Source organism: Pseudomonas bijieensis (assembly GCF_013347965.1).
GTDB lineage: Bacteria > Pseudomonadota > Gammaproteobacteria > Pseudomonadales > Pseudomonadaceae > Aquipseudomonas > Aquipseudomonas bijieensis.
In genome coordinates this window covers 3,480,279-3,495,789 of the sequence record NZ_CP048810.1, presented here as the reverse complement: position 1 = coordinate 3,495,789, position 15,511 = coordinate 3,480,279, and the positions used below count along the sequence as shown (strand labels likewise).

Below are 15,511 nucleotides of genomic sequence, written 5' to 3'. Positions count from 1 at the left end.
AGACTCACTTTCCGATTCTCAAGGACGATTCATATGAGCAGCGCTTCAACGGGCATCGGCATGGACCTGAGCTTCTCCCAGTTCATGGCCCGCAAACGCATCGAAAGCCAGATCAACCTGCCACGCCTGTTCGCTGCCATCGACGCTGATCCTGGCATCGCCGGGGCGGGTGTGGTCTATGTCGATTCCGAATACAACGTTGTGACCCTGCGCGAATTCAAGCCGATTTGCAGCATCGCGCCCAAGCGCATCATTCTGCGCGAGGCGAAAAAATACATCGCGCCGCAGCAGTTCATCGACCAGGTGAAAAGCAGCCCGCGTGAATCCAAGCTCGGGCTTGAAGCAACCAATGCCGGGTTGTCCTGTGTCGCCGCGGTGATTGGTTGGGTGGTGGTGTTCAGTGGCAGCGTCGCGGTGCCCTTTACGGCGGGGGCCAGCGCCTTTGTCGTTGCCCTGGGCGCTGCTGCCGCGACGGCCAGTACCGCGCAATGTGTCATTGGCGGGATGCGGGTGGCCAATGAGCTGACCAATCCGACTGGCAACGATGAGATGAATGATGCTGACTGGTACAACATCGTGTCGCCGATCCTTGACGGAGTGTCCCTGGTGGGTGTCGGTGGCTCGGCCCTGACGACTGTCCGACTGCTCAAGGCCAACAAGGCGGCTGGCACTGGAAAGAGTTGGTATCAGTTGCTCAAGGGCTTGAATCGGCAAGAGCGAAGCAAGCTGACCAAGGAACTGTTGACGCTCAAGGACCCGAGCCTGACTGCCAAGCTACTCAAGTTGCAGCAACGGGCCGGGGCCATGCCCAAGCGTTATTCTTCAGCCGAAATCAGGCACGCGACCCTGACCCAGATAAAGGATTCCCTCGGCGGCGCGCTGGGGATCATTGGCAGTTATACCGGCGATGGCGCCGTGAAGACTGTTGCCGTCGGCCTGTATGAGGAATTCACGGAATGATCGGTGGCGGATCGCTCAAGCAATTCCTCGCCCGTTATTTTCCGGTTTTCATGGGGACGATCCTGCTGGGCTGCTTTTCCGGGTCGACCTTGCTTGTGTTGGCCGGGACCACTTATTGGCGTGCCCTGGAGCCGTCAGCCAGGACCGACTATATCGGGCTCGGCACTCTGGCCCTGGTGCTCGTCCTGGTCCTGGGCAACCTCTTGATCGTTCGCGGACGCGCCTGGGCGGTCTGGTGGGTAGCGGGGTATTTCCTGGCCTGTCTGGCGGCGGTGGTGCCTATGCTCGCTTATCGACCGCATCAGGGGGTGTACCTGTTCGCGGTGCTGTTGCCACTGCTGGGGCTGTTGCTGCTCAACAGCAAGCGCCACCGGGAAATGCGCAAAAAACTGGTGGAGATCCGCCGCCAGCGCTCACTCATCACCCAGGCCGCCAAGGCACCACGGTCGCGTCGCTGAGTCGATTCGCGCTGCCCGCGCCGCATTTATGTGCGTTGCTTTGCAGATGAATACGGGCATCGCGCGTTTTTAGTGCTCTACTGCCTTGAGTAGATCAAGAAAGTGTCCGGCCTGCCTGCATGGCATAAGTCTTGCGCCGCTTTCGATATCGCCCAGGCTCGCAGGAGGCACGTCGTGTCGATCCATGTCGCATTGCATCACGTCACGCATTACCGTTACGACCGCGCCGTCGAGCTCGGCCCGCAGATCGTTCGCCTGCGCCCGGCGGCCCACAGCCGCACGCGCATTCTTTCCTATGCGCTGAAGGTTTCGCCCGACCAGCATTTCATCAACTGGCAGCAGGATCCCCAGGGCAACTACCTGGCGCGGCTGGTGTTTCCCGAGAAAACCCGGGAGCTGCGGATCGAGGTCGACCTGCTGGCGGAAATGGCGGTATTCAATCCGTTCGACTTCTTCCTCGAACCCTACGCCGAAAAGATTCCGTTCGCCTACGCGGCCGATGAGCGCAAGGAACTGGCGCCTTACCTGGAAACCCTGCCGCTGACGCCGAGGTTCCAGGCGTATCTGGATGGCATCGACCGCACGCCATTGCCGGCGGTGGATTTCCTGGTGGCGCTCAACCAGCGCCTGAGCGAAGACATCAACTACCTGATCCGCATGGAGCCCGGCGTGCAGACGCCGGAGCACACCCTGGAGCACGCGTCCGGCTCCTGCCGCGACTCGGCCTGGTTGCTGGTGCAGTTGTTACGCAACCTCGGCCTGGCGGCGCGGTTCGTGTCCGGTTACCTGATCCAGTTGACCGCCGATGTGAAAAGCCTCGATGGCCCATCCGGCACCGAGGTGGACTTTACCGACCTGCATGCCTGGTGCGAGGTCTACCTGCCCGGTGCCGGCTGGATCGGCCTGGATGCGACGTCCGGGCTGTTCGCTGGTGAAGGCCACATCCCGTTGGCCTGTAGTCCCGATCCGTCCTCGGCAGCACCGATCAGCGGCCTGGTGGAGCCTTGCGAGTGTGAGTTCAGCCACGAAATGTCCGTCGAGCGGGTCTGGGAAGCGCCGCGGGTGACCAAGCCGTACACCGAAGCGCAATGGCTGGCGATCCAGGCGCTGGGGCGCCAGATCGACGCCGACCTGCTGGAGGGCGATGTGCGCCTGACCATGGGCGGCGAACCGACCTTTGTCTCCATTGATGACCCGGACGGCGCCGAGTGGAACACCGCCGCCCTCGGGCCGGACAAGCGCCGGCTCTCCGCCGAGCTGTTCCAGCGCATGCGCAAGCACTATGCGCCCCAAGGTCTGGTGCACTTTGGCCAGGGCAAGTGGTACCCGGGCGAGCAATTGCCGCGCTGGTCGCTCAACTGCTATTGGCGACGCGATGGTGTGCCGATCTGGCACAACAGCGCGTTGATCGCCGACGAGCAGGAGGATTACGGTGCCGATGGCGAACTGGCTGGGCGCTTCCTGGCGAGCGTCGCCGAGCGTTTGAAGATTCCTGCGCGATTCGTGTTTCCTGCCTACGAAGACAACTTCTATTACCTCTGGCGCGAAGGTGCATTGCCTTCAAATGTCACGGCCGAGGATCCACGTCTGGAGGACGTCTTGGAACGTGCCCGGCTGCGCAAGGTCTTCAGCCAGGGCCTGGACAAGGTCATCGGCCAGGTCCTGCCGCTGGCCCGCACCGCCAAGGGCGATCAATGGCAAAGCGGTCGTTGGTACCTGCGCGACAACCACTGCCGCCTGGTGCCGGGGGATTCGCCCCTGGGCTATCGCTTGCCGCTGGCGTCCCAGCCTTGGGTGACGGCGGCCGAGTACCCGTACATTCATCCCACCGACCCGAACCAGGACTTGCCTGAACTGCCCGGCACCGAGGCGCTGGCGCGTCACGGCGAGTCGGCGACCGAACAGGAGCGTGTCCCACAGATCGACCAATCCGCCGACTGGCTGACCCGCACTGCCTTCTGTGCCGAGGCCCGTGAAGGCCGGCTCTATCTGTTCATGCCGCCGCTGGAGCGGGTCGAGGATTATCTGGAGCTGGTCAGCGCCATCGAGGCGACGGCTGAGGAGTTGCACTGTCCGGTGCTGTTGGAAGGCTACGAGCCGCCGAGCGACCCGCGCCTGAGCAATTTTCGCATCACCCCCGACCCCGGTGTGATCGAGGTCAACGTGCAACCCTCGGCAACCTGGGATGAGTTGGTCGAGCGCACCGAGTTCCTCTACGAGCAGGCGCGACAGACTCGGCTGACCACCGAGAAATTCATGATCGATGGCCGACACACCGGCACTGGTGGCGGTAACCATTTCGTACTGGGTGGCGCGACACCGGCTGACTCACCGTTCCTACGGCGTCCCGACCTGTTGCGCAGCCTGATCAGCTATTGGCATAACCACCCGTCGTTGTCCTACCTGTTTTCCGGATTGTTCATCGGCCCGACCTCCCAGGCGCCTCGGGTGGATGAGGCGCGCAACGACGCGTTGTACGAGCTGGAAATCGCTTTCGCGCAAATGCCCCAGCCGGGCGAGGAATGCCCGCCATGGTTGGTCGATCGCTTGCTGCGCAACCTGTTGATCGACGTGACAGGCAATACCCACCGCGCCGAATTCTGCATCGACAAGCTCTACTCACCGGACGGCGCCACGGGCCGTCTTGGCCTGTTGGAACTGCGTGCTTTCGAAATGCCGCCTCACGCGCGCATGAGCCTGGCCCAGCAATTATTGCTAAGGGCGCTGGTGGCGCGGTTCTGGCGTGAGCCTTATGCACCGGCGAAATTGGCGCGCTGGGGCACGGAGCTGCATGACCGTTTCCTGTTGCCGCACTTTATCGAGCAGGATTTTGCCGACGTCATCCATGAGCTGAACGCCGCCGGTTACCCGCTGCGGGCCGAGTGGTTCGCCGCACACCTGGAGTTCCGCTTCCCTAAAGTGGGCGATTACGCGGTCAACGGTATCGAACTGCAATTGCGCCAGGCCCTCGAGCCTTGGCATGTGCTGGGGGAAGAGGGCGCGGTGGGCGGCACTGTGCGTTATGTGGACTCCTCCCTGGAGCGCTTGCAGGTCAAGCTCAGCGGCCTGGCGCCGCAACGCTACCTGCTGACGTGCAATGGCGTGCCGGTGCCGTTGCAACCCACCGGTCGGGTTGGCGAGTTCGTCGCCGGGGTGCGTTTCCGCGCCTGGCAACCGGCCAACTGCTTGCAACCGACCATCCCGGTGCATGCGCCGCTGGTCTTCGACTTGCTCGACACCTGGATGCAACGTTCCATAGGCGGTTGCCAGTATCACGTGGCTCATCCGGGCGGGCGCAACTACGACAGCCTGCCGGTCAATGCCAATGAGGCTGAGAGCCGGCGAATGGCGCGTTTCTTCCGTCTCGGACACACGCCTGGGAAACTTCCTATACCCAGCCTGGCCATGGATGACGAGTTTCCCCTCACGCTCGATCTGCGACGGTTCTGAGTCTTACGCGACGCCCGGATATTTCAACTATCCGGGCGTCATGCGCTTGCGCTAGTCTCACCTTTCATTGCCGTCTGCCGAGCTTTCCATGCCTGACCTGCTTGACCATTACCCGCTGACAACGGGCACCTATCATGAACTGCTGGACGACAGCGGCACCGTGCGTACGCACTGGCGGCGGCTGTTCGACCAGTTGCAGCGCAGCACGCCGGCCCAGTTGGTCCAGCGCCAGGCCCTGCTGACCCGGCAGATCCAGGAAAACGGCGTGACCTATAACGTCTACGCGGACCCCAAAGGCGCCGACCGGCCGTGGGAACTGGACCTGCTGCCCCACGTGATCGACCCGCAAGAGTGGAAGCAACTGTCGGCCGGAATCGCCCAGCGTGCTCGGCTGCTCAACGCGGTGCTGGCCGACCTGTACGGGCCACAACGGCTGATCAGCGAAGGGCTGTTGCCGGCAGAACTGGTGTATGGGCACAACAATTTCCTTTGGCCTTGCCAGGGCATCGCGCCGCCGGACGGCAGCTTTCTGCACCTGTATGCGGTGGATCTGGCGCGCACGCCCGATGGACGCTGGTGGGTCACGGCGGATCGGACCCAGGCGCCTTCAGGTGCCGGATACGCGTTGGAAAATCGCATGATCGTTTCCCGCGCCTTTCCCGATTTGTATCGTGATCTGAAGGTGCGGCACTTGTCCGGCTTTTTCCGTACCTTGCAGGAAACCCTGGCACGACAGGCTCCCAGCGACGGCGAATCGCCGCTGGTGGTGCTGTTGACGCCGGGGCGCTTCAACGAAAGTTATTTCGAACATCTCTACCTGGCGCGCCAGTTGGGTTATCCGCTGGTAGAAGGGGGGGACCTGACCGTTCGGGACGCCACGGTCTACCTCAAGACCCTCAGCGGCCTGCGTCGGGTCCACGCCATCATGCGCCGGCTCGACGACGATTTCTGCGACCCCTTGGAGCTGCGCACCGATTCAGCCCTCGGCGTGCCAGGGTTGTTGGAAGCGGTGCGTCAGGGCCGGGTACTGGTGGCCAATGCTCTGGGCAGCGGCGTGCTGGAATCACCGGGCCTCCTGGGGTTCCTGCCAAAGATCAACCAGTACCTGTTCGGCGAAGAGCTGCTGCTGCCGTCCATCGCCACCTGGTGGTGCGGTGAGCCGCCGGTGCTGGCCCAGGCCCTGGAAAAATTGCCGCAGCTGTTGATCAAGCCGGCGTTTCCTTCCCAGAGTTTCAGCCCGGTGTTCGGCCGCGACCTGAGCGAGAAGCAGCGCGTCCAACTGGCGGCGCGCATGCAGGCACGGCCCTATGCCTATGTCGCCCAGGAACTGGCGCAATTGTCCCAGGCCCCGGTCTGGCAGGCCGAAGATGGCCAGATCCAGCCCAGGGCGATTGGCATGCGCATGTATGCCGTGTCCGGCAAGGACGATTACCGGGTGCTACCGGGTGGGCTGACCCGCGTGGCCGCCGAGGCCGACGCCGAAGTGGTGTCGATGCAGCGCGGTGGCGCCAGCAAGGACACCTGGGTGCTGGGGGAGCAGGCGCCTGGCGGTGAACAATGGAAGGCCCAGCGAACCGTGGGGGTCCACGACCTGGTTCGACGCGATCCGTATTTGCCTTCGCGGGTGGTGGAAAACCTGTTCTGGTTCGGTCGCTACTGCGAGCGTTGCGACGACAGCGCGCGGCTGCTGCGGATCATGCTGGCGCGCTATGTCGATGGCGACGACCCACAGGCCCTGCAATCGGCGGTGTCCCTGGGCGAAAGCCTGATGCTGTTGCCCGAAGAGGGCGAGTTGCCCGAGCGTTTGCTGGCGGCACTGTTGGGGGATGACTGGTCGTTCAGCCTGCGCGCCAACCTGCAACGCTTGCAGTGGGCGGCCTCGCAGGTGCGCGGCAAGTTGTCCCGGGAAAACTGGCAAGCGCTGGTGGAATTGCAGCGCGAGGCCATGGAGTTGGAAACCGGGGAGCCGGATTTTGGTGAACTGCTGGATTTCCTCAACCGATTGGTGATGTCCTTGGCGGCATTGTCCGGGTTCGCCCTGGACGATATGACCCGCGATGAGGGCTGGCGCTTCTTGATGATGGGCCGGCGCCTGGAGCGCTTGCAGTTTCTCAGCAGTAGCCTGGCTGCGTTCCTGCGGGGCGAGGCGGTGTTCGACCAGGCCGGGCTGGAGTGGTTGTTGGAACTGGGCAACAGCAGCATCACCTACCGCTCGCGCTATTTGGCGGTGGCCCAGTTGATCCCGGTGCTGGACCTGTTGCTACTGGACGAGCAGAACCCCCACGCGGTGCTCTTCCAGTTGAAATTGGTGGCCCGTACCCTCAAGCGCTTGAACGATGATTTTGCCGCGCCCAGGGAAACCGCATTGCCGGACTTGGTCGCACGCCTGTCACGCTTTGACCTGCGATGCCTGGAAAACCCCCTGTTTGGTGAAGCCAGCCTGCGCGCCGCACTCGATGGTCTGGCCGACCTGTTGCAGGAAGTGGCCGACGTCAGTGGCCAGGTCTCCGATCGCCTGGCGTTGCGTCATTTCGCCCATGTCGATGATGTCAGCCAACGCACGGTGTCCGTCTGATGAACGCTCGTTACCAGATCCTCCACGACACTCATTATCACTACGACAGCCCGGTGTCCCTGGCCCAGCAACTCGCTCACTTGTGGCCGCGCGCCTGTGACTGGCAGCGGTGCACCGAACAACAGTTGCTGATCAGCCCGGAGCCGACGATCCGTCGCGATGAGCAGGATGTGTTCGGCAACCCGCTGACGCGCCTGGCCTTTGAACGGCCCCATGACGAGCTGTTGGTCAATGCTCGCTTGAGTGTCGAGGTGCTGGCTCGCCCCGAGCTGGATTTCAACCTGTCCCCGGCCTGGGAGTCGACCTGCAACGCGCTGACCTACAGTGGCCGGCCACTCGCGGCGCCACTGCTGGAGGCGTGCCGTTACCGTTTCGAGTCACCGTATGTGCACCTCAAGCGCAGTTTCGTCGAGTTTTCCGAAAGCTGCTTCCCGCCGGGGCGACCCTTGATGGTGGGGGTTCGAGCGCTGATGGAGAAAATTTTCGAGGAGTTCACCTTCGATGCCGAGGCGACCCAGGTGGCAACGCCGCTGGTGGAGGTGCTGGAGCGGCGGCGGGGCGTATGCCAGGACTTTGCTCACCTGATGCTGGCTTGTGTGCGCTCTCGCGGTTTGGCGGCGCGTTACGTCAGTGGCTACCTGCTGACCCAGCCGCCACCCGGCCAGCCACGGCTGATTGGCGCCGATGCGTCCCATGCCTGGGTCTCGGTGTATTGCCCGGTGTTGGGCTGGGTGGACTTCGACCCGACCAACAACGTACAGCCGGCCCTGGAACACATCACTCTGGCCTGGGGCCGGGATTTTTCCGATGTGTCGCCGCTGCGGGGAGTGATCCTGGGGGGCGGTGCCCATGATCCTGAAGTGCGTGTGACGGTGATGCCACTGGAGTCGTGAAGCGTTCCCTTGTGGGAGCGAGCCTGCTCGCGATGAGGCCATCACATCCAGCATGTAATTGACTGTCGTGACGCTATCGCGAGCAGGCTCGCTCCCACAGTATGTATCGAACTAAGGAGGGTGCATGTTCCCGGTGTCCATCAAAGGCGTGCTGCAATCCCCCGAAGGCCTGGTTGTGCTGATGCTCAACGAACGGGACGAATGGGAACTGCCCGGTGGGCGGATCGAACTGGGCGAAACGGCGCCGCAATGTCTGGCGCGGGAAATTGCCGAGGAGCTGGCGGTTGAGGTGAGTGTAGGGGAGCCGTTGGATTCGTACCTGTTCGAGGTCATTCCCGGCAAGCACGTCTTCATCTCCACGTACCGCTGCCAGTTGCTGGGCGGTTTCGTGCCGATCGTCAGTCATGAGCACAAAGAGATCGGGCTGTTCGCGCCGGGCCAGTTGCCGGTGAACCTGCCTGTCGGTTATCGCCTGTCGATTACCAAGGCGCTGGGATTGTAAGGGTCGACAGCGGGGCTGTCGGCCCTGGACACAAGATGGGGTATCAGGCGTCGGGTGCCTGATCTTTCGGTGCATCGACGTCATGTTCTGCTGCTACTTCGCCTTCGGTATCCGGGCTCAGTGCGGCTTCTTCTTCAGCTGTGGCTTTCTTGCGCTGCAGCTTTTCCTCTTTCTTCTGCTCCTTGGCCAGGTCTCTCTGACGTTTGGCGAAGGAATAATTGGGTTTAGCCATGGGCGATCCTCTGGGGTCGAAGGTGAGGTAGAGCGGCGCGTATTCTGCCCTGTATCGGGGCCGAGCCGTTAGCTGGGTTTTTGTTCGGCCCACTTTGGCTGCACGGACGGTTGCCATTCGTCCAGCGCATCGAGCAGGTTGTGCGGTGATTGGCTCACTTGCAGCATGTCACGATGGGGCGGGCGGACGAAGCCTTCGCCGACGATATGATCGAGAAAACCGGTGAGCTTGCTGTAGAAACCGTTCACTTCCAGCAGCCCCAGCGGCTTGCCGTGGTAGCCGAGCTGGCCCCAGGTCCAGACCTCGAACAACTCCTCCAGAGTGCCGAGGCCGCCGGGCAGGGCGATGAAGGCATCGCTGAGTTCGGCCATGCGCGCCTTGCGGGCATGCATGCCATCCACCACTTCCAGGCGGGTCAGGCCGCCGTGGCCGATTTCCTTGTCCTTCAGGCTTTGCGGGATGATACCGATGACCTCGCCGCCGGCCGCCAGGGCCGCATCGGCGACGATGCCCATCAGGCCGACGGCTCCGCCACCATAGACCAGGGTCAATTTTCGTTCCGCCAACGCCCGGCCCAGGGCCTGCGCCGCTTCACGATACGTTGGATCGGTGCCGGTGCTGGCGCCGCAAAATACACAAACGGATGCTATGGACATGCTTTACTCCATGATCAGTAACCGATCCAGAGTAAAGCCTGGCCTATGCTGCGCAAAGGACTTAAACCTCGCGTTGGGGTTTTTCGTAGGTACCACTGGCGCCGCAGGCATAGGCGGCGAGCAAGCTGCACAACAGGCTGTTGAGGTTCATGATGGGCGCTCCAGAGAGGTGATGGGGCCAATCATAGAGAGGTGTCATTCCTCTGGCTGGTTGATTGTGTCCATCAGGCTGATAGCCTTAAGTTGTATACAATGTTTGATTCAGGTCATAGGAACTTGTCTCAAATTCAGGCAGTCTTCCCCTTTGACGGAATTTTGTTAACCATGCCTTGGAGATTCACGATGTTTGCCAAACTTGTTGCAGTATCCCTGTTGACGCTGGCCAGCAGCCAACTGATGGCAGCGGAGTGCAAGACCACCATCGATTCGACCGACCAGATGTCCTTCAACACCAAGGCCATCGAGATCGACAAGAGCTGCAAGACGTTCACCGTTGAGCTGACTCACTCGGGCAGCTTGCCGAAAAACGTCATGGGCCATAACTGGGTGCTGAGCAAAGAGGCTGACATGCAGCCGATCGCCACCGATGGCCTGGCCGCCGGTATCGACAAGAACTACCTGAAAGAAAATGACGCTCGCGTCATCGCTCACACCAAAATCATTGGTGCCGGGGAGAAAGACTCGGTGACTTTCGACGTATCGAAACTGGATGCCGCTGAAAAGTACGGCTTCTTCTGCTCGTTCCCAGGCCACATCTCGATGATGAAAGGCACTGTTACCCTGAAGTAACCCGCTTCGGCATCAAAAAAGCGCCCCCGTGCAGGGCGCTTTTTTGTGTCCGGCCAATAATCGCATCTCCTGTGGGAGCGAGCCTGCTCGCGATGGCTGCGGCACATTCAACATCAATGCAAACTGATCCACCGTTATCGCGAGCAGGCTCGCTCCCACAGGGACTGCCGGTCACGGCGCGTACGGCATCACCCGCTTGTGCTCGGTCTTGCGGTAAGTGTCGCAAATGATCCTGAACGCCTCGTCCCGCACCGGCTCGCCGTGCAGGAAAGCATCGATCTCGGCGTAGGTCACACCGTGGGAGGCTTCGTCCGGCTTGCCTGGCGACAGGTCTTCGAGATCGGCGGTGGGGACTTTTTCCACCAGCGATTCCGGTGCGCCGAAGTCTCGGGCAATGGCCCGGACCTGGTTTTTCACCAGGCCGCTGAGCGGGGCCAAGTCGCAAGCACCGTCACCGAACTTGGTGAAGAAGCCCATCACCGCTTCGGCTGCATGATCAGTACCGATCACCAGGCCTTGCTCGGTGCCCGCGATGGTGTATTGCGCCACCATGCGCATCCGCGCCTTGGTATTGCCCAGCACGAAATCCCGCGACACCGCTGCCTTGCCTTCGAACGCTGCGACCTGCTCGGCCAAGGCTTTGACCGCCGGACCGATGTTGACGGTATGACGCTCGTCCGGATCGATGAAGTCCACACAGGCTTGCGCTTCATGTTCGTCGAACTGGGTTTCGTACGGCAGGCGCACGGCGATGAACTTGTAGGCGGTGTTGCCGGTTTTCTCCCGTAGTTCGCGCATGGCTCGTTGGGCCAGCAGACCGGCGGTCAACGAGTCGACCCCGCCACTGATGCCCAGTACAAGGGACTTGAGCCCGGAGTTGACCAGGCAATCCTGGATAAAGCTCACTCGGCGGGCGATTTCGGCCTTGAGGGCGGCGTCATCGGCGAACGGCGGCTGGACCTTGAGCTGTTCAGCAATCTCACGCTGTACGGCTTGCATGAATTCACTCCTTGCTTGATGTGTCAGAAAGGGCGGCAGGTACTTGGAAAACGTGTCGCATGTAGGCGACGAAATTCGGGTCCTTGCAGTGGGTCTTGCCGGGCTCGTCTGAAATCTTGGCCACGGGTTGCCCGTCACAGCTGATCATTTTAAGCACGATGCTCATCGGCTCTACACCTGGAATGTCACACGTCAGGTTGGTGCCAATACCGAAGCTGACATTAATGCGACCACGCAATGCCCGAAAAATCTCCAGGCATTTGGGCAATGTCAGGCTATCGGAGAACACCAGGGTCTTGCTCATCGGGTCGATGCCGAGCTTGTGATAGTGGGCGATGGCTTTTTCGGCCCAGATCACCGGGTCGCCGGAGTCGTGGCGCAAACCGTCGAACAGCTTGGCGAAGAACAGATCGAAATCCTTGAGGAAGGCGTCCATGGTGATGCAGTCGGTCAGGGCGATCCCCAGCAGACCGCGGTACTCGCGCACCCAGCAATCGAGGGCGGCGATCTGGCTGTCGATCAGTCGCGGGCCCAGTTGCTGGTGGGCCATGATCCATTCATGGGCCATGGTGCCCAGCGGTTTCATGTCCAGCTCACGGGACAGGTGCACGTTGCTGGTGCCAACGAAACGCCCCGGGAAGTCGTGCTTGAGCACGTTGACCACTTCTTCCTGGACGCGGAAGGAAAAACGACGGCGGGTGCCGAAGTCCGCGACTTGCAGCTCGGACAGCTCTTCGGCGCTGGCGTTGGCGCTCAGCCAGTCGAACTTGCGATACAACTGCTCGCGGGCCTGTTCCAGGACAATTTCACGGTAGCGATAGCGGTTGCGTACCTCGCTGACAATCGCCAGCAGCGGCACTTCGAACAGAATCACGTGCAGCCACGGCCCGCGCAGGCGGATAAACAGTTCACCGTTGTCGATACCGGTGTGGACGTAGCGCAGGTTGAAGCGAAACAGTCCCAGGAAACGCAGGAAGTCCGGTTTGAGGAAGCTGATACGCTCCAGGAAGCCCAACTGGTCGGCGCTCAGGCTCAACTCGGCCAGGCGCTCGATCTGGAAGCGGATCTCCGCCAGGTACGGGCGCAAGTCCTCGCTGTTGCGGCAACGAAATTCCCACTCGACTTCGACGTTGGGGTAGTTGTGCAGCACTGCCTGCATCATCGTCAGTTTGTAGAAGTCGGTGTCGAGCAGGTTCTGCACGATACGATCGGCAAATACGCTCTCGCTCATAACGGGAATCTCCAGACAGGCCGCTGCGGTAGGCGGCGGGGTGCTGCGGTTGGTGAAGGGGTTAGTGGCGCATATCACTCATGATGATTGCCAGTTTTTTTTGGTCACTGAAGCTTTTTTGGCCATGAACGTCATCCATGGCTTATTGCTGCAGTCCATCCGGGTTGTCGATCTGCTCCAGCATCCACTCGACAAAAAGCCGCACCTTGGGCACTTCCGCCGAATGTTCCGGGTAGGCCAGGTAGTAGGCGTTGGTGCTGGGCATCGCATGAGGCCAGGGAATGACCAACTTGCCGTCGGCCAATTCTTCTTCCACCAAAAAACGCGGCAGTAAGGCTACGCCACAGCCAACCTGGGCGGCACGAATGCACATGTAGAAGGTTTCGAAGCGCGGCCCGTGGTAGCTGTGTTCGGTGTGATAGCCCTGGTTGTCGAACCAGTCGTGCCAGGCCTGGGGGCGCGAGGCATTTTGCAAAAGCACCAGCTCGGCCAGTTGGGTCGGGTCGGTAAAAGGCTGCTCAGGCAGGCTGCCGGGCGCGCAGACCGGCACCAGTTCTTCGCCAAACAGCTTCAGGGATTCGGTGCCGGGCCGTGAGCCCTGGCCGAAATAGAACGCCAGGTCGCTGCGCCCTTGCAGCAGATCGTCGGCCTCCTGCTCGCTGCACAGATCCAGGTGAATCGTCGGATGCCGCAGTCGCCAGCCCTTCAGGCGCGGGACCAGCCAGCGGGCACCGAAGGTCGGGGGAGTGGAAACGCGCAGGACTTCGGTATCGCCGCCGTAGGAGCGCAGGTAATGGGTAGACATCTCCACCTGCGTGAGGATTTTTCGCACTTCTCCCAGGTACAAGTCTCCGGCTGGCGTCAGTTGCAAGCGGCGGCGTATGCGCCGGAACAGCAAATGCTGCAGCAACTCTTCCAATTGCGCGACCTGCTTGCTGACTGCGCTCTGGGTCAGGTTCAGCTCTTCGGCGGCGCGGGTGAAGCTCAGGTGGCGGGTCACCGCTTCGAAGCACTGCAGTGCCGTGATCGACGGCAAATAGCGTTTATTGAGCATGATGAGGCCTTATTTCTTGTGGCTCTGCTTATCCGGTCATGGCCAGCATGAATAAACGGAATGATATCTCGCTTAAAGGTCGTTTGTTGGCAAGTCTCGGGCCAGCTACAACTACAGGTCTGATCAGCCGTATTCGTCCGGCTGCCAATTCTTTGTCTTTCGTGTGAGGAAATTTTCCATGGTTGCTGCATTGCTTGATCGCCTGGGCGTCGACTCGGCCCTGTACCAGAACGGCACACAACCGGTGCATTCGCCCATTGATGGCAGTCGCATCGGCGCCGTGAACTGGGAAGGCGCGGCTGAAGTCGAGCAGCAGGTCAGCCGTGCCGAACACGCTTTCGACCTGTGGCGCCAGGTGCCGGCCCCGCGTCGTGGCGAGCTGGTACGTCAATTCGGTGACCTGTTGCGTGAATACAAGGCTGACCTTGGCGAACTGGTGTCGTGGGAAGCTGGCAAGATCACCCAGGAAGGCCTGGGTGAAGTGCAAGAGATGATCGACATCTGCGACTTCGCCGTCGGCCTGTCCCGCCAGTTGTACGGCCTGACCATCGCCTCCGAGCGTCCGGGCCACCACATGCGTGAGTCCTGGCACCCGCTGGGCGTGGTCGGGGTGATCAGTGCCTTCAACTTCCCCGTCGCGGTCTGGGCCTGGAACACTACGCTGGCCCTGGTGTGCGGTAACGCGGTGATCTGGAAACCGTCGGAAAAGACTCCGCTCACTGCCCTGGCGTGCCAGGCGTTGTTCGAGCGTGTACTGAAGAACTTCAGCGATGCACCGCCGTACCTGAGCCAGGTGATCATTGGTGGTCGCGATGCCGGTGAAGCATTGGTGGATGACCCGCGCGTGGCCTTGATCAGCGCCACCGGCAGCACCCGCATGGGCCGTGAAGTGGCGCCGAAAGTCGCCGCGCGCTTCGCCCGCAGCATTCTGGAGCTGGGCGGCAACAACGCCATGATCCTGGCCCCGAGCGCCGACCTGGATATGGCCGTGCGCGCCATCCTGTTCAGCGCCGTCGGCACCGCCGGCCAGCGTTGCACCACCCTGCGCCGGCTGATTGCCCACGAGTCGGTGAAGGAAGAAATCGTCACCCGCCTCAAGGCCGCCTATTCGAAAGTGCGCATCGGTCACCCGCTGGAAGGCAATCTGGTCGGGCCGCTGATCGACAAACACAGCTTCGACAACATGCAGGATGCGCTGGAGCAGGCCTTGAGCGAAGGCGGGCGAGTATTTGGTGGCAAGCGCCAGCTTGAAGACCAGTTCCCGAATGCCTATTACGTCTCGCCGGCCATCGTCGAGATGCCGGAGCAGAGTGATGTGGTGCGTAGCGAAACCTTCGCCCCGATCCTGTACGTGGTCGGCTACAAGGACTTTGCCGAGGCCCTGCACCTGAACAACGCCGTGCCCCAAGGCCTGTCGTCCTGCATCTTCACCACCGACGTGCGTGAAGCCGAGCAGTTCATGTCGGCGGTGGGCAGCGACTGCGGCATCGCCAACGTCAACATCGGCCCGAGCGGCGCGGAAATCGGCGGTGCATTCGGCGGTGAGAAAGAAACCGGCGGCGGTCGCGAATCCGGTTCCGACGCATGGCGCGGCTACATGCGTCGTCAGACCAACACCGTGAACTACTCGCTGGAGTTGCCGTTGGCGCAGGGGATTACCTTCGACTGAGGCTGAGTCAACGGAATTCCCTGTGGGAGCGAGCCTGCTCGCG

Annotated in this window: 13 protein-coding genes; 8 read left to right on the top strand and 5 right to left on the bottom strand. The window is 61.6% G+C overall.

Annotated elements, in window-relative coordinates:
• Positions 1–33 precede the first annotated feature (33 nt).
• The 6 genes from GN234_RS15310 to GN234_RS15285 all read left to right on the top strand — a co-directional run bounded on the left by GN234_RS15310 (position 34) and on the right by GN234_RS15285 (position 8,838).
• The gene (locus tag GN234_RS15310) at positions 34–960 is read left to right on the top strand and encodes an NAD synthetase (protein WP_109752172.1); all 927 of its coding nucleotides are present in this window, start codon (positions 34–36) and stop codon (positions 958–960) included.
• Positions 957–1,418 carry a hypothetical protein gene (locus tag GN234_RS15305; RefSeq protein ID WP_109752173.1) on the top strand — a complete coding sequence of 154 codons (462 nt, stop codon included), beginning with the start codon at positions 957–959 and terminating at the stop codon, positions 1,416–1,418. Before GN234_RS15310 ends, GN234_RS15305 begins: the two co-directional genes overlap by 4 nt.
• 174 nt (positions 1,419–1,592) lie before the next feature.
• Positions 1,593–4,868 (top strand): transglutaminase family protein, encoded by a 3,276-nt coding sequence (locus GN234_RS15300; protein ID WP_176688724.1) that lies wholly within the window; start codon positions 1,593–1,595, stop codon positions 4,866–4,868.
• 88 nt (positions 4,869–4,956) lie between these two features.
• Positions 4,957–7,443: a circularly permuted type 2 ATP-grasp protein gene (locus GN234_RS15295; RefSeq protein WP_109752175.1), complete on the top strand. Its 2,487-nt coding sequence runs from the start codon at positions 4,957–4,959 to the stop codon at positions 7,441–7,443.
• The gene (locus tag GN234_RS15290; protein WP_116834047.1) at positions 7,443–8,336 is read left to right on the top strand and encodes a transglutaminase family protein; all 894 of its coding nucleotides are present in this window, start codon (positions 7,443–7,445) and stop codon (positions 8,334–8,336) included. Before GN234_RS15295 ends, GN234_RS15290 begins: the two co-directional genes overlap by 1 nt.
• A 124-nt stretch (positions 8,337–8,460) precedes the next feature.
• Positions 8,461–8,838 carry an NUDIX hydrolase gene (locus GN234_RS15285; protein WP_176688723.1) on the top strand — a complete coding sequence of 126 codons (378 nt, stop codon included), beginning with the start codon at positions 8,461–8,463 and terminating at the stop codon, positions 8,836–8,838.
• A 43-nt stretch (positions 8,839–8,881) separates the two neighbouring features.
• Here the strand turns inward: GN234_RS15285 and GN234_RS15280 are convergent, their stop codons facing one another.
• The gene (locus GN234_RS15280; RefSeq protein WP_109752178.1) at positions 8,882–9,070 is read right to left on the bottom strand and encodes a hypothetical protein; all 189 of its coding nucleotides are present in this window, start codon (positions 9,068–9,070) and stop codon (positions 8,882–8,884) included.
• 68 nt (positions 9,071–9,138) lie between these two features.
• Positions 9,139–9,726 (bottom strand): LOG family protein, encoded by a 588-nt coding sequence (locus GN234_RS15275; protein ID WP_116834050.1) that lies wholly within the window; start codon positions 9,724–9,726, stop codon positions 9,139–9,141.
• A 342-nt stretch (positions 9,727–10,068) separates the two neighbouring features.
• On the opposite strand from GN234_RS15275, the gene azu reads away from it, so the two are divergent.
• Positions 10,069–10,515: an azurin gene (azu, locus tag GN234_RS15270; protein ID WP_109752180.1), complete on the top strand. Its 447-nt coding sequence runs from the start codon at positions 10,069–10,071 to the stop codon at positions 10,513–10,515.
• Positions 10,516–10,686: 171 nt separating this feature from the next.
• Here azu and nadE read toward each other — a convergent pair whose 3' ends face one another.
• The 3 genes from nadE to GN234_RS15255 all read right to left on the bottom strand — a co-directional run bounded on the left by nadE (position 10,687) and on the right by GN234_RS15255 (position 13,799).
• On the bottom strand, positions 10,687–11,514 hold the full coding sequence (nadE, locus tag GN234_RS15265; RefSeq protein ID WP_163855539.1) for an ammonia-dependent NAD(+) synthetase: 828 nt from the start codon (positions 11,512–11,514) through the stop codon (positions 10,687–10,689).
• Positions 11,515–11,518: 4 nt separating this feature from the next.
• Positions 11,519–12,745, bottom strand: coding sequence for a nicotinate phosphoribosyltransferase (pncB, locus tag GN234_RS15260; RefSeq protein ID WP_109752182.1), 1,227 nt, complete (start codon positions 12,743–12,745; stop codon positions 11,519–11,521).
• 142 nt (positions 12,746–12,887) lie between these two features.
• On the bottom strand, positions 12,888–13,799 hold the full coding sequence (locus GN234_RS15255; protein ID WP_109752183.1) for a LysR family transcriptional regulator: 912 nt from the start codon (positions 13,797–13,799) through the stop codon (positions 12,888–12,890).
• A gap of 178 nt (positions 13,800–13,977) precedes the next feature.
• Between GN234_RS15255 and amaB the strand changes: the two genes are divergently transcribed.
• Entirely contained in the window at positions 13,978–15,468 is a 1,491-nt protein-coding gene (gene amaB, locus GN234_RS15250; RefSeq protein ID WP_109752184.1) for an L-piperidine-6-carboxylate dehydrogenase, read from the top strand.
• Positions 15,469–15,511: the final 43 nt, after the last annotated feature.